This window comes from Streptococcus oralis subsp. dentisani (assembly GCF_003944205.1).
Classification (GTDB): Bacteria; Bacillota; Bacilli; order Lactobacillales; family Streptococcaceae; genus Streptococcus; species Streptococcus oralis_BH.
In genome coordinates, this window is record NZ_RJPH01000002.1 from 204,770 (window position 1) to 224,711 (window position 19,942).

The window sequence follows — 19,942 nt, forward strand, 5'->3', positions numbered from 1 at the left end:
ATGTAAGAACTTCATTTTAATTTCGTGACAGTTCCTTACATTTCAAACAAAAGTCCCCCTTTTCTTACACCTTAGTGCACAGGGAAAAGGGGGAATCAATCTGACTTAGTGCTTATTGTTTTGTAGCTTTTTTGATTGTTTCGTTAGCTTTTTCAGTGAAGGCTTTCAAAGCATCCGCTGGTTTTTCGTCACCGTTTGATACAGATTGCAACATTGGGAACCAAAGTGTTCTCATTTCAGCAAATCCATCGATAGTGTTGTAGTATGGTGAGTAGTATTTAGTCCAGCCACTGATTGTTTCCATACGTTTGTCATCATAAAGTTTGCCAAATGAAGTACGAACTGGGAAGGCACCTGTACGAACTACGTCTTTAGGACCCCATTCTTTGTCATCTGCGATGAATTGAACGAATTTCTTAGCAGCAGCGATTTTCTTATCATCTTTGTTGTTGAATACTGCAAAGCCGTTTACAAGGTATTCAAGAGATGGTTTACCAGAGTCTGATGGGAATGGTACTTCTACCACGTCTACTTTACTTGCTTCCAAGAGCTTCGCTTGGATACCATTTTGAGCTGGAGCCCAAAGGATAGTGTATGAAGTTTGACCGTTAGCAAAGTTTTGGATGTCTGCTCCACCGTCAAATTGTGAACCGTTGTTCAATAGACCATCCTTGATCCAGCTAGCAGCTTTTTCAAGACCTTTGACGAATTTAGGGTCGTCAGTTGTGTATTTTGTTACATCTTTGTCTGTTACAGAACCGCCATAAAGGTTTGCAATGAAGGCACGTGTTCCTTGGTCTCCCCCTTGACCAGAACTGAACAATGAACCTGGAGTGTAGCCTTTATCTTTAAGCGCTTTCAAAACTTTTTCAAAGTCATCAGTTGTCCAACCTTCTTTGACAAGGTTTGCAACTCCTGCATCTTCCAACATCTTCTTGTTCATGGCCATGTAGAATGGTGCTGAACTGATTGGATACATGTAAGCTTTGTCACCGGCCTTACTTGCTTGTACGATGTTTTCGTTGTTAACATCTTTGACGAATTCGTCTGTAAAGAGGTCATTCAACTCAGCCAATTTACCATTTTTACCGTATTGAATGATACGTCCTGGTGCGTCAAAGAGTACGTCTGGTGCTGTTCCTGCTTCGATAGCTGTTGTGATCTTTTCTGGACCTGACTTGAAGTCGATGGTTTCCAATTTCACTTTTACATCTGGATTTGCTTTTTCAAAAGCTTCGATGATTGATTTTTCATAAGTTCCAACACCGTCACCAGTTTTTTCTTGTGTGAAGACTGGGAATGCCCACCAAGTGATTTCTGTTTTTCCGCTATCGCTACCTGATTTTCCAGCATCTTTACTTCCACCAGAGTTACCACAAGCAGCAAGGCCAAGAATCGCAGCACCTGCAAGTACTGTACAAGCTAGTTTTCTAAATTTCATTTGTATTCTCCTAATTGTTAAGCGTGTCCATATTGGATAGTGAGTAAGCTTCTATTTGTATACGTTTTCATTTTATCCGACGCATCGACCACTCTCCTCTGTTTTGAGATTATGTTATTTAAGACCAGCAACAAAGCGTTCCGTGATCTCTTTTGGTCTAGTAATAGCTCCACCGACAACAATGCCTCGCACCCCATATTCAAGGATTTGTTTGGCTTGTTCTGGTGTATGAATTTTTCCTTCAGCTATGACATCCACACCGGCATCGCAGAGTTTTTTTATTAGTTCAAAGTCTGGACCATCTACTTTCGGACTATAAGAAGTATAACCTGATAGAGTTGTTCCAACAAAATCAACACCTGCTTCGACTGCTGCTATTCCCTCTTCAAAAGTACTGGTATCAGCCATCAAGAGTTGATGCGGATATTTTTCTTTGACTTGTCGGATAAAGTCCTGAATTTCCAAACCATCGTAACGTTCACGTTTGGTACAATCCAGAGCAATAACCTCGATGTCTAGTTCAGCCAGTTCATCAACTTCTTTCATAGTAGCTGTAATGAATGGCTCCTGCGGCGGATAGTCACGTTTGATAATCCCGATAATCGGGAGTTTCGTAACCTCCTTAATCTCCTTGATATCGCGAACACTGTTTGCTCGGATACCGACTGCTCCACCTTGCTCAGCCGCTTTGACTAGCAAGGGGATAACCCCTCCCGCTTCTGTATAAAGCGGTTCATGAGGAAGTGCTTGACAAGAAACAATGATTCCATCTTTGATTTGTTCAATCAAGGCTTCTTTGCTAATCTGTGGCATCCCATTTCCTCCTTTTCTTTGTTCCTATGGGCTTATTATATATCATTTGTTAAGCGCTTTCAATAGTTTGTAGTGGAATAGATTTCAGTTTCAAAACTATTTTATAGAACAGACTATCCTGAAAGTAGTTTCAGACATCTTAGAATTTCTTATTAGCACACCTTGAGCCGAAAGAAAAAGATAGCAGACTGAAAAACCTGCTATCTCCTTCTATTTTTACAAAGCCAAATGATTAAAATTATTCTCTTACTTTTCTCTCTTTTTCCCCATTGCAAACAAGCCAAGGAAGAAAGCTGTTAATCCTAGTGAAGCTAGGAAGCCACTCTCCTTGTTCCCTGTATCAGGAAGTTTCTGCTGAGCAAGAGGAGCTTTGTAAGTATAATCTTCTTTTTTAGTAAGAGTTACAAGTGAATCAATTTCCTTGTATTCTGCGATTTCATGCACAGCTGCCTCAGCGCCATTCACACCACCTTTGTACTCTGGTACTTCATGGACTGCGGCTTCAACAGCATTAAGCCCGCCTGTAAATTCTGGCTTTTCAACTGTCGGAGCGGCCTCTTCACCCGCTGTGCCTAATGGGTCTGTATACTCTGGGACTTCATGAACTGCGGCCTCAACAGCATTAACTCCGCCCGTAAATTCTGGTTTTTCAACTGTTGGTGCTGGTTCCTCACCCGCTGTCCCTAGTGGGCCTGTGTACTCTGGTACTTCATGGGCTGCGGCTTCAACAGCATTAACCCCGCCTGTAAATTCTGGTTTTTCAACTGTTGGTGCTGGTTCCTCACCCGCTGTCCCTAGTGGGCCTGTGTACTCTGGTACTTCATGGGCTGCGGCTTCAACAGCATTAACCCCGCCTGTAAATTCTGGTTTTTCAACTGTTGGTGCTGGTTCCTCACCCGCTGTCCCTAGTGGGCCTGTATATTCTGGCTTCTCGACTGTCGGAGCTGCCTCTTCACCCGCTGTGCCTAATGAACCTATATATTCTGGAAGTTTATGGACTGCGGCCTCAACAGCATTAACTCCGCCTGTGTATTCTGACTTCTCGACTGTCGGAGCTGGTTCTTCACCTGCTGTCCCGAATGGGCCTGTGTATTCAGGCTTATCTACTGTCGGTACTGGCTCTTCGCCGGATGGCCCGAATGGGCCTGTGTACTCTGGCTTATCTACTGTCGGTGCTGGCTCTTCGCCGGATGTCCCTAATGGGCCTGTGTACTCCGGCTTCTCTACTGTCGGTGCTGGCTCTTCACCCGCTGTCCCTAATGGGCCTGTGTACTCTGGCTTCTCGACTGTCGGTGCTGGCTCTTCGCCGGATGGCCCTAATGGGCCTGTGTACTCCGGCTTCTCGACTGTCGGTGCTGGCTCTTCACCCGCTGTCCCTAGTGGGCCTGTGTATTCAGGCTTCTCTACTGTCGGTGCTGGCTCTTCGCCGGATGTCCCTAATGGGCCTGTGTACTCCGGCACTTCATGAACAGCAGCTTCACTTCCGTTCATTCCATTTGAAAGTTTAGCCCCTGCCACAGAGACTGGTAAATTATGCATACTTTCAATTGCACCTTCTGCCAGACCTGTAACTTTTTGTCCCATATCCTCTGAATCCACTGTAAATAGGAGGGTTTTTGTGTCATACTGGGTCATGAAGCGTGCTGTTTTACCATTTGCCAATTGAAGGGTTGGAGCCTTGTTGACCAATACTTCCGAATCAAACTCCATCGCAAGAATGCCTGGCCATTTTTCAATCGCGTATTTCACTTTTGCTTCTTTAGGAGAAATCCAATCCTTGGTCAAGAAATCCCAGTTGAATTTCTTATAGGATAAAGTATAATCGTTTTGATTGCCATCCGCATGCTCATAAAGCAAACCATATTCGCCATTTCCGAGATCTTGGAGTGAGTTGTAAGCAAACTTACCACTTTGTATAGGATTGTGTTTAAGCCATGTCAACTCACCATTCTCCTCAACACGAGCCAGATGAACTAAACCATTGTTGCGTCCAGGACCACCAGCATTGCTGAGTAGAATGTATTCCTTTCCTTCATGCATGGTGTGAATAGCGGACATTTGAACATAAACGTCCTTTACTTGAGGATAACGTTTGATTTCCTTATCCCACGTTGCTCCCCCATCATGACTGGTCGCAACCTGAAGATCGCCAGTCAACCCACGCATAAAGAGCTTGAGATCCCCATTATTCAACTGAACAACAGTTGACTCCGTATTTTGAGCGCCTGGATTATTCATAGTTGAAGAGTGAATGGTTTGGTTGCCTACTGGACGGTTATCATTAACTGCTTCCCCTGCTTGCCATGTTTCTCCATGATCATCTGAATAAATTACACGAGATGATTGAGAACCACTTAGGTAGGAAACGTTGTTTGTTGTATAAACTGGAATCACCAGTCTTCCCTTATGAGGTCCTGTACGCAAGGCAATCCCAGTACCAGGTCCAGTTCCTAGGAAGTGCATCCAATCTTTCCGAATCCCATGTGTAATATCTTTTGGTGCAGACCAAGTCTTCCCATCGTCATCACTGTAGGACATCCATAGGTAGTTGGTATTGGAAACTCTAAAAATATTCTTCTCGCTATACTCAAAATAAATATTCCCGATTAGCTCATTCCCTTTATACAAATCTCCCTTATCGCTGTAGGCTGGTTTTTTAGGGTCAACGACAACACGATAATCTGTCTTTCTGTTTTGAGGGTCGAAAACCTCTCCGTTTTCTCGAATCGTATAGCGACCTGATTCTCCTTGCTTATATAAAACTTGATAAACTTTATCTCCCACTTGTTCATAAGCTTTCGGAGCTTGCCCCGGCAATGAAAATACTGCCTTACTCTCAAGGAACATGTCATAAATGGCAAAAATTCTCTTTGTTTCAGGGTCTTGTACCAAGGCCATATCAATATTGACTGGAGATGGCCAATCTGCATGTTTAGCGTGCTCATTGTCACGAGGATTTGAGATTACGATTCGGTCTCCCCATGTTTTTCCATTATCTGAGCTACGACGAACAACCATCCCAATATCTCCCCAGTCAGAATGGTGCAAACGTCTTTCATCCGTTCCAGCAATCAGCGTTCCTTTATCAGTCTTGAGAAGAGCTGGGATACGATAACTCTTGATACCATCTTTATTTGGTTGATTGTTCCTACCACCTTCAAAGACGTCTTCTTTCTCAGTAACTTTTGCTCCCTCAGGAAGTTTCTGTTCCAATTCACCTCTTTCAAATAATTGACTCCGTGTTTGAACTTCATCTGGGCTTAAAGCACGATCGTAAACAGTTAGGTTTCGAACTTGTAGGTTTGATGCCCAAGCTGTTTTCTTGCCCCGTTTGGTTGCTCCAAGTTGAGCTTGATTAACATCTGGCATATCTTTGATAAAGTTACCAGATTTGAGACTTGTTCGAGATAAGACACCGTTCACATAGAGACGAACTCGACCATGAGGTAACTCCGCTGTCGGTTGTTCGACAGTAAAGGTCACGGAATTCCATTGTCCTGGGCGAACTTTCAAAGGAGCATCTGTATACTTATCATAGAACTGCTCTCCGTTAGCGCCACGCCCTTCAATAAGAGCTGTATTATCAAGGACCGACATAGTAAAGTACTCATTTTCCTTGGTGTCACTGGATACAGAGAAGAGATTGTAAAAGCGTGGAGCTGATGCATCTGGTTTGAACTCCATGTGAACTGTAGCATTTTTTAGTTGCTTTAGTTTATCTAGTTCACTTGATAAATCAACTCTCTGACCATTTGCCACATTGGTTTCAACATCTTCTTTTTCAAGGACAGGATTGGCATTTTTTAAATCTCTTGAGTAATAGTCACGAGGAATAGCACCCTGATCCTCTGATTCCTCTTCCTTATTTGCTTCTTCTGCAGGGGTTTCCGTAGAGGATGGAGTTTCTGATTCTGCACTCTCATTTTTTTTCAAGTGTTCTTGGTCCACCTCAACGCCGTTGTCTTGAGCTGCTGCCAATTTACCAGCCAAATCCTTATCCAAATGAGCAAGATCTCCCGAGGACGCTTCTTTTGGCAATTCTGATAAACCTTGACCAGGTTCGACAGTTTCTGTATTGGCCCCTGCTGCATTGGCTTGCTCTTGAGCTAAGACTGGATTTGCTCCAAATACCACTGTACCAATCACTACAGATGCCGCCCCAACTGCAAATTTTCGAATGCCGTATCGCTGTTTCCGATCAAAATCCCTATACTTCATATTTTTACCTTTCATATTCTCCGTAAATAAAGCGCTTTCTTTTTTTCTTAAAATTTTTAGTTCCTCCAACTAAACAAGTAAAAAGAAAGTAACCGACTGAATGAGACCTCCCATTCTTCAAACGTCCACTGCTCTTACTCTCTGACCAAACAGCGGAAAGTTTCCTCCTTTCGCACAATGTCTTTCCCTTATTATACAATAAACTCTGAACTTTATAGCTAAATGATATAGAATAGATTCTACTTTTAAAACTATTTTAATATTTCAAATTTCCTGAAAGTACTTTTCGATTTTGGAAAACAAAAAGGGAGCTCAAGGCTCTCTTAAACTTATTTTTTTACATAGGAAAAAGGAATCTCACTGCCACAGAGCCAGTTGTAGACTTGGTCATTGACAAAAACATTCATGGCTTCGTGAGCATACTCTGGCATGATGCGATAGGTCTTGTCGCAAGTCAGACGATTGTAAATCGCAAACTGGGTAATAGGATAGCAGACGTCATCATCCAAGCCCGTAATCATCTTGACCTCACCCTTGATACGATGGGCAAGATTTTTCACATCGATATAGGCAAGGGTCGCCATGATTTCCTCCTCTGTTTCATGGAAGGGATCGTGAAACTTAAAATAACGGAAGAGTTCATCATAGGCTTCACTGGTATTACCAATCTCAAGCACCCGTCTAAAGTCTGACAAGAAAGGATAGATGGCAACTGTTTTCTGAATTCGAGGATTGAGCGCTGCTGCAACCAGAGCTAAAGCCCCTCCTTGTGAAGCACCATAGCTAGAAAGTCTTTCCTCATCTACCTGAGGCAGACTGGCAACAATTTCAACCAACTGGTAAATATCCAGATAGACATCCTTATAAAAGAGGTGGTCCCGACCTTCCACAGCACCACGGATGATATGCCCCTTCACAGTATTTCCTAGTGGAGAACGCAAGCCGTCTTGCGAATAGCCCGACTGGCCCCGCACATCCATGGAAACAACACCGTAACCAGCCACAGTATAGGCCAGCATGTCAGCCCAATCCCAGCCACGTCCCATATAGCCATGGAAATGGAAAATTAGGGGAACTTTCCCCTCAGTCTTTGGAAGGACGACGCGTGCATAGACCTTGCCTTCATTCCTTCCCTCAAAAGTGAGCTCAAAGCACTTGACTCGGGGAATGTGGAAATCTCTTTCCTCCAACTGGTAGGCTGGAAGAGTGGAAACTTTTTTTAATTCCTCATCCCAGAAAGCATCAAAGTCTTCTGGAACCTCATCCCGTCCTTTATAAGTCTTAATTTCTTCTAACAAAGCTGGATTTTTCATAGCATGCTCCTTTAGTTTTGTAATCGTTATCACAACTGTAGCATATCTAGGAAAGCAATGCAAGAAAGAATGCTAAATAGAAAGTGATTTTAGATTCTCTTTCCTCAAACCTATCGTCTGAAAGTAGTTTTAAAAATAAAAAGAGCGTTTCCGCTCTTTGTGTATCAATAGGTGCTAGCTCCTTTCTCTTGTTTGACAGTTTGGAATTTCTTTTGGTAGGTTACTTTAATAGTCATGAGAAAGTCCTCGTTTCTTTTTGATGACTCTAGTATAAGACCCAAACCTAAAAGCTAGCTTATAGATTTCTTAGAAAAGGCTTAATCCAGATGTTCTCTCTTCTCTAGGTGAAGAGCGATCATACGCCATTCTGGGTCCTCTCGCCAACCTTCTATAGAACTAATGTAGCTGGCAACCTTTCTGGCTTCTTCTAAAATCGGAAAATCTTCGATAATATCAGCCACTTGAAACTCTGGGAGTCCTGACTGTCTGGTTCCAAAAATTTCACCAGAACCACGCATTTTCAAATCTTCTTCGGCCAAGACAAATCCATTGGTGGTTTCTGTCATGATGCGCATGCGGTCTTTCCCAGAATCCGTCTTGGGATTGGCAACGAGAACAGCATAGGACTGCTTGTCCCCCCGACCAACACGACCTCTGAGCTGGTGAAGCTGACTGAGACCGAAGCGATCGGCATCCATGATAATCATGACGGTCGCATTGGGAACATTAACCCCAACCTCGATAACCGTCGTCGAAACCAGAATATCCGTTTTTCTCTCTTTAAAATCCTGCATGATCTGGTCTTTTTCGTCACTCTTCATCTTACCATGTAAAAGAGCTACTTCAGCCTTGCCGGCAAAATGAGCTGCCAACTCCTCAGATAAGGCAATGGCATTTTTCAGATCCAGAGCTTCAGATTCTTCAATCAAGGGAGAGATGACATAGGCTTGAGAACCTTTTTGAACTTCTCCCTCTAACCAAGTCAAGACCTGAGGCAGCTGTTCATGCTTAATCCAGCGAGTCACAATAGGCTTCCGCCCTGCTGGCATCTGGTCAATAATGGAAACATCCATATCACCAAAGGCTGTGATAGCAAGCGTCCGTGGAATTGGTGTCGCCGTCATCATGAGGACATCTGGATTGTCGCCTTTTTCCCGTAAAATACGCCTTTGCCCCACACCAAAACGGTGCTGCTCATCGATGATAATCAAACCAAGGCGAGCATAATCCACCCCATCTTGAATCAGAGCATGGGTTCCGATAATCAAATCAGCCTCACCCTTGGCAATAGTCTCCAAGACTTCTCTCTTCTCTGCAGCTTTCAAGGAACCTGTCAAGAGAGCGAGTTTTAAGTCTGGAAAAAGGTTCTGTAGACTCTCAAAGTGTTGCTCTGCTAGAATCTCTGTTGGCACCATGAGGGCTGTCTGATAGCCAGCTGTCACCGCCGCAAACATGGTCAAACCAGCAACCACTGTCTTTCCGCTCCCTACATCTCCTTGCAGGAGACGATTCATGTGGTGGTCCGACTTCATGTCGGCCAATATTTCCCGCAAACTCTTTTCCTGAGCTGGGGTCAGAGAAAAAGGCAGATTTTCTTTAGCAGCTGTCACCTTTTCCTTAGACCAATTCAGAACCAGACCGCTTCCCTGAACTCTATTTTCAGACTTGAGCGTCTGTAACTGCATTTGAAAGTAAAAGAGTTCCTCAAACTTGATGCGGCGAAGGGCCTGCTTGTATTCTGCCAAATCCTTAGGAAAATGCATAGCACGAACTGCCTGACAGCGGGACATGAGTTTGTATTTATCCAGCAAAGACTGGGGAAGATTTTCCTCAATCAAGAGGTCCAGCCCCTGATCAAAGGCCGTCTTGATGACCTTGACCAGGCTGGCCTGACTGATTCCCTGAGCCAGACGATAGACAGGCTGGAGGTCATCTTCCACCTGAGCCAGGACCTTCATCCCTGTCAGACTGGCCTTGGCACGGTCCCATTTTCCAAAGACAGCAAGGGTTGCTCCCAACTCTATCTTATCAGCTAGGTAGGGTTGGTTAAAGAAATTCACCGCAAAAACGACTTCTCCCTGCTTGAGGCTAAAACGCAGGCGATTGCGCTTAAAGCCATAATACTGGACACTGGCAGGAGTGACTACCTGACCAGACAGAACCGCCTTCTCCCCATCTTCCAATTCCAATACCTGCTTGGTCTTGAAGTCTTCGTAACGGAAAGGAAAGTAGAGCAAGAGGTCTTGCAAGTTTTCAATTCCTAGTTTGGCGTATTTCTCGGCTGACTTTGGTCCCACACCAGGCAAGACATGCAAGGGTTGATGTAGATTCATGCTCCACTCCTTTCTTTTTTAATAATATTCTCTCGGAATGCGGTCGCTGAGGAGGCAAACCACCTCATAGTTAATGGTTCCACGGTAGGTCGCTACCTGAGTTGCTGTGATTTCCTTGTCACCGTTTGTGCCGATCAGGGTTACTTTTGTTCCTAGCGGGTAAACCTTAGGCAGACGAATAGTGATTTGATCCATAGAAACCCGCCCGACGATTTGGCAAGCTTGCCCATCTACTAAAACGGAGAAATTCTGCATATCTCGTGTCCAACCATCCGCATAGCCGATTGGCACCGTCGCAATGACTTGCTCGTTATCCGCCTGATAGGTGGCTCCATAGCCCATGCAAGCTCCAGCTGGAACTGTCTTGACATGAACTAGAGCAGACTCCAAACTCAAGGCTGGTGTCAAGGCATAAGGTAAGTCTAAGACATCTCCGCTAGGATTGAGACCATACATGGCATCTCCCATACGGACGGCATTGAAAATAGTCTCTGCATGCCAGAGGGTCGTTGCCGAGTTGCTGGCATGAACCAACTCTGGAACATCCTTCATACTCGTCAAAATAGTTTTAAATCGTTCTAACTGGGTATTAAAATAGGCATCTGATTCTTCATCTGCAGTAGCAAAGTGGGTAAAAATCCCCTCAACGCGAGCGCCATGTTGTTGGAGCAAGTCTTGAGCCAGATCAGCTTCACTGACATCTCTAAAACCAATTCGTCCCATTCCTGAATCAATCTTGAGGTGAACAGTCAAGCCAGTTAAATCTGCTTCCTTGTCTAACAGCGCTTGAATCCACTCCAGTCCAGCCACCGTCAAGGTGATGTCGTATTCTTTAGCTAGGGAAACAGCTTCTAGCTCAGAAACTCCTAAGATGAGGATTTTCTTGTTTATACCTGCTTGACGCAACTCAATAGCTTCATCAATATTAGAAACGCAAAAGCCGTCGACATCGTCTTGGATAGCTGTGGCAACAGCTACTGCCCCATGTCCGTAGGCATTGGCCTTGACCACTGCCCACTTGAGCGTTCCTTCAGGGATATGAGTCCCCATTTGCTGAATATTTTGTCGAATAGCTCCCAGATGAATCAGAGCCTTGGTCGGTCTATGTGGACTAGCTTTCATGATTTTCCTCCAAAATGACACTAGCTGTCACAAACTGATCTGTATGGCTGATAGACAGCCAAATTTTTCCTGAAAATGGCGCCTGACTAAAATAAGGCGCACCTCGTTCATTGTTCAAAACTTCCAAATCCTGAAAGGTCAGTTTGCCAATACCAGTTCCCAAAGCCTTGGAAAAGGCCTCCTTAGCCGACCAGCGTCCTGCCAAGTATTCGATCTGTCTGCGCCCTTTGAGACTGGTAAAGCGCTCCATTTCCTTAGTTGTCAGCACCCGCTTAGCAAAGCCTTCACGTCGTGTAACTGCGTTTTCTATCGAAGCCAATTCTTCGATGTCAATTCCGTGTCCAACTATCATACTCATAAAAGGAGCTGAGATTCCCCCAACTCCATCCTTTTCACTCATTTTGTTAAGGTAGTATAAATTTCTTCTACCAAAGCTACTGTATTTTCCCAACCTAGACAAGGGTCAGTTATGGAGCAACCAAAGACCTCTGGTTGATTTTGGCGACCGTCTGCTAGGTAAGATTCGATCATAAAGCCTCGAACCGTCTTTTTAATCTTTTCATTCCAGTCACGATTCAGCAAGGCTTGACGAACAATGCGAATTTGTTCCATATACTGCTTGCCAGAATTGTCATGATTGGTATCGATGATAATGAAGGGATTTTCAAGTCCCATGTTCTCATAGCGATTGATTGCATTCAAGAGAGTTTCATAGTAGAAATTGGGTTCATTTTTACCATATTCGTTCATAGCGCCACGAAGGATAACGTGGGCCAAAGGATTTCCTGAAGTTTCTACTTCTTGACCATGGTAAAGGAAGGTTTGCTTGTTTTGAGCTGCATAGATAGCATTAAACATGACTCCAAGGTTACCAGATGTCGGATTTTTCATCCCAACTGGAGCATCAATCCCAGAGGCTACAAAGCGGTGTTCCTGATCTTCTACTGAACGAGCTCCTACAGCATGGTAGCTGACCAGATCATCAACCAAAATGAGATTTGACGGATAAAGCATCTCATCAGCTGTCGTCAAGCCCGTTTCGGTAATCACACGGTAGTGGAGCTGACGAACAGCCTGCAAACCATTGATGAGACTAGGCGCTTCGCTGGTATTTGGTTGATGAATCATGCCCTTATAGCCATCTCCATTGGTACGAGGTTTAGCCGTATAGACACGCATCACGATAAAGATTTTATCCGCAACTTTTTTCTGCAAGTCTGCTAAGAGACGAGCATATTCAAGCACTGCTTCTTCATTGTCAGAAGAGCAAGGCCCCATCACCAAAAGGATTCGGTCATCCTCACCTGAGATGATGGCTGCCAGCTCTCTATCGCGGGCTTCTTTCTTTCGCAAGGCTTCAGGTGACAACTGGGTCGCAGCCTTGATTGCTTCAATATCAATTTCTTGACCTTTTTCGATAAATGCCATCTTATTCTCCTAGTGTTTGGTAGATTTCGCGAACAAGTGCTTCTGTGTTGTCCCATCCTAGACATGGATCTGTAATGGACTTACCAAAAACTTCTGGCTCATTTTGACGTCCATCTTCTAGATAGGACTCAATCATAAAACCACGAACATATTTCTTGATTTTCTCATTCCAGTCACGGTTAATCAAGGTCTGACGAACGATACGGATTTGCTCCATGTACTGCTTGCCTGAATTGTCATGATTGGTATCGATGATGATAAAGGGATTTTCCAAGCCCATCTTTTCATACTGGGCAATGGTATCTATCAAATTGTCATAGTAGTAGTTAGGAATATTTTTCCCATATTCATTCAAGGCACCGCGAAGAATGGCGTGGGACAATGGATTCCCCGTTGTTTCCACCTCTTTACCGAGGAAGAGGAAACTCTGCTTGTTTTGCGCTGCGTAAATCCCATTAAACATAACATTGAGATTTCCAGATGTTGGATTTTTAAATCCTGTTGAGAAATCTGCTCCGCTCGCTACAAAACGGTGCTGTTGATCCTCTACAGAACGAGCTCCAACAGCCATATAAGAAATCAAATCATCTACCAGCGGAAGATTTTCAGGATAAAGCATCTCATCCGCTGTTGTCATTCCCGTCTCGGTAATCACACGATAGTGGAGCTGACGAACAGCCTTGATCCCATTGATCAAGCTAGGTGCTTCTGTCGCATTCGGTTGATGAATCAAGCCCTTATAGCCATCTCCATTGGTACGAGGTTTAGCTGTATAGACACGCATGACCATAAAAATACGGTCTTTGACCTCTTCTTGCAAAGCAGATAGACGCTTGGCATACTCGAGAACCGCCTCTTCATTATCAGATGAACATGGTCCAATGACCAAGAGAATACGCTGGTCTTCCCCACGGATGATGGCTTCCAATTCCTGATCACGTCGGTTTTTTCTCGCAAGAGCCATTCCCTCTAATTTAGACAATGCGCGAACTTCTTCAATGTTAATTTTAGGACTTTTAGCTGTAAATACCATGATTCATCTCCTTATAAAGCAAACGGACACCAAGTAAAAATGTATTTTCACCAGGTATCCGCCTGTATCTTATCTCATATTATTGTCTCTTACCATGACAGTTCTTGAATTTCTTACCTGATCCACATGGACATTGGTCGTTTCGTCCGATTTGGCTCAAGTCCACATCTTTTGGAAGCTGAGTCTGCTGCGCTGCGATATTACGAGTCGCAGTTGTACTGATATTGTGTTCCGTTTGAGGACGTTCCTGTTCATGGATTTGTGCTTTCATCATCAAGCGGGCCACATCGAATTCAATCGATCCGATCATGTCGTTAAACATGCGGAAACCTTCTGCTTGATATTCTACAACCGGGTTGTTTTGGGCATATCCACGAAGACCAACAGCATTTCGCAACTGATCAAGAGCATCAATATGGTCTGTCCACTTGTTGTCTACAACACGTAGAATCAAGACCTTCTGGAATTCTTTCACTGCATCTTCATCACGAAGTTTAGCAACTTGGCTATCATAAACCTTCAATGCACGTTGATACAGCTCATCTTTGATGGCTTGATCTGACAGACCTGCAAGATCTGAGTGGCTGATTGAATCTTCTGGAAGTAGGTTGTACTTAGCAAAGTTCAAGATTGCTTCCAATTTTTCATCTTCTTTTGAACGAGCATGTGCATCTACGATTCGTCCAATGGTACGGCGGATCATAGCATGAATCTCAGGTGCCAAGTCACGGTCGGCAGTAATGACATCATAACGTTGTGCATAGATAATCTCACGTTGTTCACGCATAACGTCGTCGTATTGAAGAACCTGTTTACGTGTATCGTAGTTATTCCCCTCAACACGTTTTTGAGCCGCTTCCACTTGACGCGTTAACATACGGGATTCAATGGCTTCGTCAGACATGTTGAGTCGTTCAAAAATACCTTTCAAACGCTCTGAACCGAAACGTTTCATCAAATCATCTTCAAGAGATAAGTAGAACTGCGACTCACCTGGATCTCCTTGACGTCCTGAACGTCCACGAAGCTGATTATCGATCCGGCGACTCTCATGACGTTCTGTACCAATGACGCAAAGTCCACCCAATTCACGAACCCCTTCACCAAGCTTGATGTCGGTACCACGACCGGCCATATTGGTTGCGATGGTAATCGCACCACGCTGACCAGCATTCATGATGATTTGAGCTTCTCTGTAGTGGTTTTTCGCATTCAAGACTTCGTGAGGAACACCTGCTTCGACCAATTTCTTAGAAAGGAAATCACTCGTTTCAACGGCAACAGTACCTACCAAGACCGGCTGACCCTTTTGATAACGTGCCTTCACATCTTCAACCACGGCCTTGAATTTTGCATCAAGGCTAGCATAGAGAAGGTCTGAATGGTCAATACGCTGAATTGGGCGGTTGGTTGGGATTGGGATGACACGAATGTTGTAAATTTCGCGGAATTCTTCTTCTTCTGTTTTACCAGTACCTGTCATACCTGCCAATTTCTTATACATACGGAAGAGGTTTTGGTAGGTAATAGAAGCTGAAGTCTTAGTTTCGTCTTGGATTGGCACACCTTCCTTGGCTTCAATCGCCTGATGCAAGCCATCAGAGTAACGGCGACCTTCCATGGTACGACCTGTAAATTGATCGACAATCAAGATTTCCTGCTCTTCGCTGACCACATAGTCAATATCGAGAATCATGATGTAGTTGGCACGAAGGGCATTATCGATAAAGTGAGTAAGAGCCACATTTTCAATATCGTAGAGATTTTCCAGTTTGAAGTAGCTTTCAGCCTTATCAATCCCTGAATCAGACAAACCAATAGTCTTAGACTGAATGTCGATGATATAGTCATCTTTGTCCAAAGATTTGACAAAGTGATCCGCCATATGATACAGCTGACTAGTTTCCACAGCATTGGCTCCTGAAACGATCAAAGGAGTACGAGCTTCGTCGATCAAAATAGAGTCAACCTCATCGACCAAAGCATAGTTGAGCGGACGCTGTACCATGTTCTCTGCCCGAACAACCATGTTGTCACGAAGGTAGTCGAAACCAATTTCTGAGTTGGTTGAGTAGGTAATATCACAGAGATAGGCTTCTTTCTTCTCCATTGGTGACTTAGCAGCCAAATTAATTCCTACTGACAAACCAAGCCATGAGTACAATTCACCCATCTCAGTCGCATCACGTTCCGTTAGATACTCGTTGACCGTTACTACGTGAACCCCTTCACCTGCTAGAGCGTTGAGGTATACAGGCATCGTCGCTGTCAAGGTTTTCCCTTCACCTGTACGCATTTCTGGCACATCTCCATGGTGGAGGACAATCCCACCCATGACCTGAACTTTATATGGGAAAAGTCCAAGAACACGCTTGGCAGCTTCACGTACTACCGCAAAAGCCTCATAGAGCAATGAATCCAGCGATTCACCCTTGTTGTAACGTTCCTTAAATTCATCTGTTTTTGCTTTTAGCTGGTCATCCGTCAAGGCTGCCATCTGATCTTCATATTTGAGAACCTTGTCTGCCATCTTTTCCAGACGACGAAGTTCTCCTTTATCATTTTCGATAATCGTTTTTAAAATATTAGCCATTATTTTCCTTACTTTAGATTCTGAATATTTTAGAATGTTCTTTTAATTCTAGCACATTTACTCTTAATTTTCAAGAAAGAATCCGCGTTTAAACAGGGAAAAGAGGCTGACTTCTAGGTCAGCCTCTTGGCTTTTTATGGACTACATTTCACACAAAAATTTAATTGCCAAGCAGAGCTGGCAAAATACCAAAAATCAGGAAGAGATTGATCCAGAAGGCCATACAAAAGATCACTCCAAAGAGGAAGAGACTTATCCTTTTAGTCAGTACTGAGAAAAAGATTGCCAATACACCAAAGACGACAAAGAGTTTTTTCATGATGAAGAAATAAATCGAAACTCCTCCTATTTGCAAATCCCATGGAAGACAAAAGACCAGCAGCCATAGCAAGCAAATCGTAAGAATGTAGGTCTTGTAGTGTCGATCAATGAACTGCTTTATCTTGAACATCGGAACCTCCTCTAAACTTTAGCTATTGATGAATGTCCTCGTTTTGTTCTCTTGTTTCAGCTTGAACATTCTCTTTAGACAGGCATAGACTTTCCAGTCATTCACGAGAGACAAAAAGACTAAAAGAATCCATATCACCCAAATTGTTAAATCAGCAGGATTTTTCAAGACAATATTGAAAATTAAGAATGAAAAAATTGTAAAAGCGATACTGAACAAAGCCCACAAGGGAAGATAAATCCAGTAAAAGTAATAGAAAAACACGAAATATTTACTATTTTTGTCCGCCTTCTCAATCCAATGAAAAAAATAAAAGTAGGGTGATAATAGCAATAATATAAAAAATTTCTCCATCACACACCTCTTTTTAATAACGTTTTCTTTGATTTCATTCTATCAAAAAGATCTGGAAATGTCTTCCCAGATCTTACTTGTTTATTTGGCTCTATAATATTTGTAGTGGGTCAATCCCCTATAGATATGATGGAGTCTATTTTGTTGTAGAAAAAAGTCCCATAAGATCTATAATGAAAAGCGACCAAACCATCATTAGAAAGAATCATATGGAACCATTACATTTTATCACAAAACTACTCGATATTAAAGACCCCAATATCCAGATTCTAGATGTCGTCAATAGAGATACACACAAGGAAATCATCGCTAAACTGGATTACGAGGCCCCATCTTGTCTTGATTGCGGAAATCAAATGAAGAAATATGACTTCCAAAAACCGTCTAAGATTCCCTACCTTGAAACGACTGGTATGCCTACTAGAATTCTTCTGAAAAAGCGCCGTTTCAAGTGCTATCATTGTTCGAAAATGATGGTCGCTGAGACTTCTATTGTCAAGAAAAATCATCAAATTCCTCGTATTATCAACCAAAAGATTGCTCAAAAGTTAATTGAAAAGACGTCTATAACTGATATTGCTCATCAGCTGTCTATTTCAACTTCAACTGTCATTCGTAAGCTTAATGACTTCCGTTTTAAGCATGATTTTTCTCGTCTTCCAGAGATTATGTCTTGGGATGTTGAAACAGTCAGGGGAGTGACTGTTTCAATCGGGAGATGAAGATGAGCTTTATTGCGCAAGATTTTGACAAGCTTAATATCATCACTGTCCTTGAGGCTAGAACACAAGCTATCATAAGAAATCACTTTCTTCGATACGATCGAGCTGTTCGTTGTCAGGTGAAAATCATTACGATGGATATGTTTAGCCCTTACTATGGCTTAGCTAAACAGCTTTTTCCCAGTGCTAAAATCGTTCTAGATCGTTTTCACATTGTACAACATCTCAGCCGTGCTATGAGTCGTTTGCGGGTCCAAATTATGAATCAGTTTGAGCGAAAATCTCATGAATATAAGGCTATCAAACGTTACTAGAAGCTCATTCAACAAGATAGTCGTAAACTCAGCGATAAGCGATTTTATCGCCCTACTTTTCGTATACACTTGACGAATAAAGAAATTCTAGACAAGCTTTTGAGCTATTCAGAAGACTTGAAACACCACTATAAGCTCTATCAGCTCTTGCTTTTTCACTTTCAGAATAAGGAACCTGACAAATTCTTCGGACTTATTGAGAACAATCTAAAGCTGGTTCATCCTCTTTTTCAGACTGTCTTTAAAACCTCTCTCAAGGACAAAGAGAAAATCGTCAACGCCCTTCAGTTACCTTATTCCAACGCAAAATTGGAAGCGACTAATAATCTCATTAAACTTATCAAACGAAATGCCTTTGGTTTTCGGAATTTTGAAAACTTCAATAAAAGAATTTTCATCGCTCTCAACATCAAAAAAGAAAGGACGAAATCCGTCCTTTCTCGATCTTAGCTGACTTCAACCCACTACAGTTGACAAAGAGTCGTTTATTTCCGTTTTCTCGCAATCAAGTGAATCGGTGTTCCCTCAAAGACGAAGGCCTTGCGGATTTGATTTTCCAAGAAACGCAAGTAAGAGAAGTGCATGAGTTCTTCTTCATTGACAAAGATGACAAAGGTTGGTGGCTTGGTTGCCACTTGGGTTGCGTAGAAAATCTTGAGGCGTTTCCCTTTGTCTGTCGGTGTTGGATTGATGGCAATGGCATCCATAATGACATCGTTCAAGACAGCTGATGGGATACGGGTGTTTTGACTTTCACTGATTTGCTTGATCATCTCAGGCAGTTTATGGAGACGTTGCTTGGTCAAAGCGGATACAAAGACAATCGGTGCATATGGCAGATATTGGAACTGCTCACGGATATCCTCTTCCCATTTCTTCATGGTATGGTTGTCTTTTTCAAGAGTATCCCACTTATTGACCACGATGATCATCCCTTTACCTGCTTCGTGGGCAAAACCTGCGATGCGCTTGTCGTACTCACGGATACCTTCTTCGGCATTGAGGACCATCAAGACCACGTCAGAACGGTCAATGGCACGCATGGCACGCATGACAGAGTATTTCTCCGTATTTTCATAGACTTTACCAGACTTACGCATACCAGCTGTATCAATCATGATAAACTCTTGTCCATCAGCATCTGTAAAATGGGTATCAATAGCATCACGCGTTGTTCCAGCTACTGGGCTGGCAATCACGCGGTCTTCTCCCAAAATGGCGTTGATCAAACTTGATTTTCCAACGTTAGGACGGCCAATCAAGCTAAATTTAATCACGTCTGGATTTTCTTCTTCGACTTCATGTGGTAGATTTTCCACGATGGCATCCAGCACATCCCCTGTCCCGATACCGTGGACAGACGAAATTGGCAGCGGTTCACCCAAGCCTAGTGCATAGAAATCATAAATGTCATTTCGCATCTCAGGATTGTCAACCTTGTTAACGGCAAGGATAACAGGTTTATGGGTTTTATAGAGTTTGCGAGCTACATACTCATCTGCATCTGTGATTCCTTCTTTTCCAGACACCACAAAGACGATGACATCGGCTTCTTCCATGGCAATTTCTGCTTGGTGCTTGATTTGCTCCATGAAGGGAGCATCGACATCGTCAATCCCTCCCGTATCAATCATACTAAAGGAACGATTGAGCCACTCACCCGTTGCATAGATACGGTCACGTGTCACACCCTCAACATCTTCTACAATTGAGATTCGCTCACCAGCGATCCGATTAAATAGGGTCGATTTCCCAACATTGGGACGTCCCACAATGGCAATAGTTGGTAAGGCCATGTTTTCTCACT

General features: G+C 43.3%; 13 protein-coding genes and 1 pseudogene. 1 reads left to right on the plus strand and 13 read right to left on the minus strand.

The window, feature by feature from the left end; genetic code table 11:
• Nucleotides 1-112: 112 nt before the first annotated feature.
• The 12 genes from D8805_RS02875 to D8805_RS10220 all read right to left on the minus strand — a co-directional run bounded on the left by D8805_RS02875 (nt 113) and on the right by D8805_RS10220 (nt 17,099).
• Complete coding sequence (locus D8805_RS02875) at nt 113-1,441, minus strand: ABC transporter substrate-binding protein (protein WP_000672108.1); 1,329 nt, start codon at nt 1,439-1,441, stop codon at nt 113-115.
• A gap of 114 nt (nt 1,442-1,555) precedes the next feature.
• Complete coding sequence (locus tag D8805_RS02880) at nt 1,556-2,254, minus strand: N-acetylmannosamine-6-phosphate 2-epimerase (protein ID WP_084874430.1); 699 nt, start codon at nt 2,252-2,254, stop codon at nt 1,556-1,558.
• A 246-nt stretch (nt 2,255-2,500) separates the two neighbouring features.
• Nucleotides 2,501-6,472 (minus strand): SIALI-17 repeat-containing surface protein, encoded by a 3,972-nt coding sequence (locus tag D8805_RS02885; RefSeq protein WP_125415397.1) that lies wholly within the window; start codon nt 6,470-6,472, stop codon nt 2,501-2,503.
• A 329-nt stretch (nt 6,473-6,801) separates the two neighbouring features.
• Nucleotides 6,802-7,785: an acetylxylan esterase gene (locus D8805_RS02890; protein WP_125415365.1), complete on the minus strand. Its 984-nt coding sequence runs from the start codon at nt 7,783-7,785 to the stop codon at nt 6,802-6,804.
• Nucleotides 7,786-8,102: 317 nt separating this feature from the next.
• Nucleotides 8,103-10,118 (minus strand): ATP-dependent DNA helicase RecG, encoded by a 2,016-nt coding sequence (gene recG, locus D8805_RS02900; RefSeq protein ID WP_125415366.1) that lies wholly within the window; start codon nt 10,116-10,118, stop codon nt 8,103-8,105.
• Between the two features lie 18 nt (nt 10,119-10,136).
• Nucleotides 10,137-11,240 carry an alanine racemase gene (gene alr, locus D8805_RS02905; RefSeq protein ID WP_125415367.1) on the minus strand — a complete coding sequence of 368 codons (1,104 nt, stop codon included), beginning with the start codon at nt 11,238-11,240 and terminating at the stop codon, nt 10,137-10,139.
• Nucleotides 11,230-11,592, minus strand: coding sequence for a holo-ACP synthase (gene acpS / locus D8805_RS02910; protein ID WP_125415398.1), 363 nt, complete (start codon nt 11,590-11,592; stop codon nt 11,230-11,232). The genes alr and acpS overlap by 11 nt, the downstream gene beginning before the upstream one ends.
• Before the next feature lie 44 nt (nt 11,593-11,636).
• Nucleotides 11,637-12,668, minus strand: a complete 1,032-nt coding sequence (locus tag D8805_RS02915) for a 3-deoxy-7-phosphoheptulonate synthase (RefSeq protein ID WP_125415368.1) — start codon at nt 12,666-12,668, stop codon at nt 11,637-11,639.
• A 1-nt stretch (nt 12,669) separates the two neighbouring features.
• Nucleotides 12,670-13,701, minus strand: coding sequence for a 3-deoxy-7-phosphoheptulonate synthase (locus D8805_RS02920; protein WP_125415369.1), 1,032 nt, complete (start codon nt 13,699-13,701; stop codon nt 12,670-12,672).
• Nucleotides 13,702-13,780: 79 nt separating this feature from the next.
• Nucleotides 13,781-16,294 (minus strand): preprotein translocase subunit SecA, encoded by a 2,514-nt coding sequence (secA, locus tag D8805_RS02925; RefSeq protein ID WP_125415370.1) that lies wholly within the window; start codon nt 16,292-16,294, stop codon nt 13,781-13,783.
• 160 nt (nt 16,295-16,454) lie between these two features.
• A complete protein-coding gene (locus D8805_RS02930) occupies nt 16,455-16,745 on the minus strand; it encodes a hypothetical protein (protein WP_084945861.1) in 291 nt (96 codons plus the stop codon).
• Between the two features lie 18 nt (nt 16,746-16,763).
• A complete protein-coding gene (locus tag D8805_RS10220) occupies nt 16,764-17,099 on the minus strand; it encodes a hypothetical protein (protein ID WP_223326250.1) in 336 nt (111 codons plus the stop codon).
• A gap of 209 nt (nt 17,100-17,308) precedes the next feature.
• Here D8805_RS10220 and D8805_RS02940 point away from each other — a divergent pair.
• Nucleotides 17,309-18,585: pseudogene (locus tag D8805_RS02940) on the plus strand (ISL3 family transposase).
• A 35-nt stretch (nt 18,586-18,620) separates the two neighbouring features.
• Here the strand turns inward: D8805_RS02940 and der are convergent.
• Nucleotides 18,621-19,931 carry a ribosome biogenesis GTPase Der gene (gene der / locus D8805_RS02945; RefSeq protein ID WP_125415372.1) on the minus strand — a complete coding sequence of 437 codons (1,311 nt, stop codon included), beginning with the start codon at nt 19,929-19,931 and terminating at the stop codon, nt 18,621-18,623.
• Nucleotides 19,932-19,942 lie beyond the last annotated feature (11 nt).

Coding starts and splice junctions, on each gene's coding strand:
- D8805_RS02875 (WP_000672108.1), bottom strand. CDS start 1,441: ATGAAATTTAGAAAACTAGCTTGTACAGTACTTGCAGGTGCTGCGATT.
- der (WP_125415372.1), bottom strand. CDS start 19,931: ATGGCCTTACCAACTATTGCCATTGTGGGACGTCCCAATGTTGGGAAA.
- D8805_RS10220 (WP_223326250.1), bottom strand. CDS start 17,099: ATGGAGAAATTTTTTATATTATTGCTATTATCACCCTACTTTTATTTT.
- D8805_RS02890 (WP_125415365.1), bottom strand. CDS start 7,785: ATGAAAAATCCAGCTTTGTTAGAAGAAATTAAGACTTATAAAGGACGG.
- D8805_RS02885 (WP_125415397.1), bottom strand. CDS start 6,472: ATGAAGTATAGGGATTTTGATCGGAAACAGCGATACGGCATTCGAAAA.
- D8805_RS02930 (WP_084945861.1), bottom strand. CDS start 16,745: ATGTTCAAGATAAAGCAGTTCATTGATCGACACTACAAGACCTACATT.
- acpS (WP_125415398.1), bottom strand. CDS start 11,592: ATGATAGTTGGACACGGAATTGACATCGAAGAATTGGCTTCGATAGAA.
- D8805_RS02920 (WP_125415369.1), bottom strand. CDS start 13,701: ATGGTATTTACAGCTAAAAGTCCTAAAATTAACATTGAAGAAGTTCGC.
- alr (WP_125415367.1), bottom strand. CDS start 11,240: ATGAAAGCTAGTCCACATAGACCGACCAAGGCTCTGATTCATCTGGGA.
- D8805_RS02915 (WP_125415368.1), bottom strand. CDS start 12,668: ATGGCATTTATCGAAAAAGGTCAAGAAATTGATATTGAAGCAATCAAG.
- D8805_RS02880 (WP_084874430.1), bottom strand. CDS start 2,254: ATGCCACAGATTAGCAAAGAAGCCTTGATTGAACAAATCAAAGATGGA.
- recG (WP_125415366.1), bottom strand. CDS start 10,118: ATGAATCTACATCAACCCTTGCATGTCTTGCCTGGTGTGGGACCAAAG.
- secA (WP_125415370.1), bottom strand. CDS start 16,294: ATGGCTAATATTTTAAAAACGATTATCGAAAATGATAAAGGAGAACTT.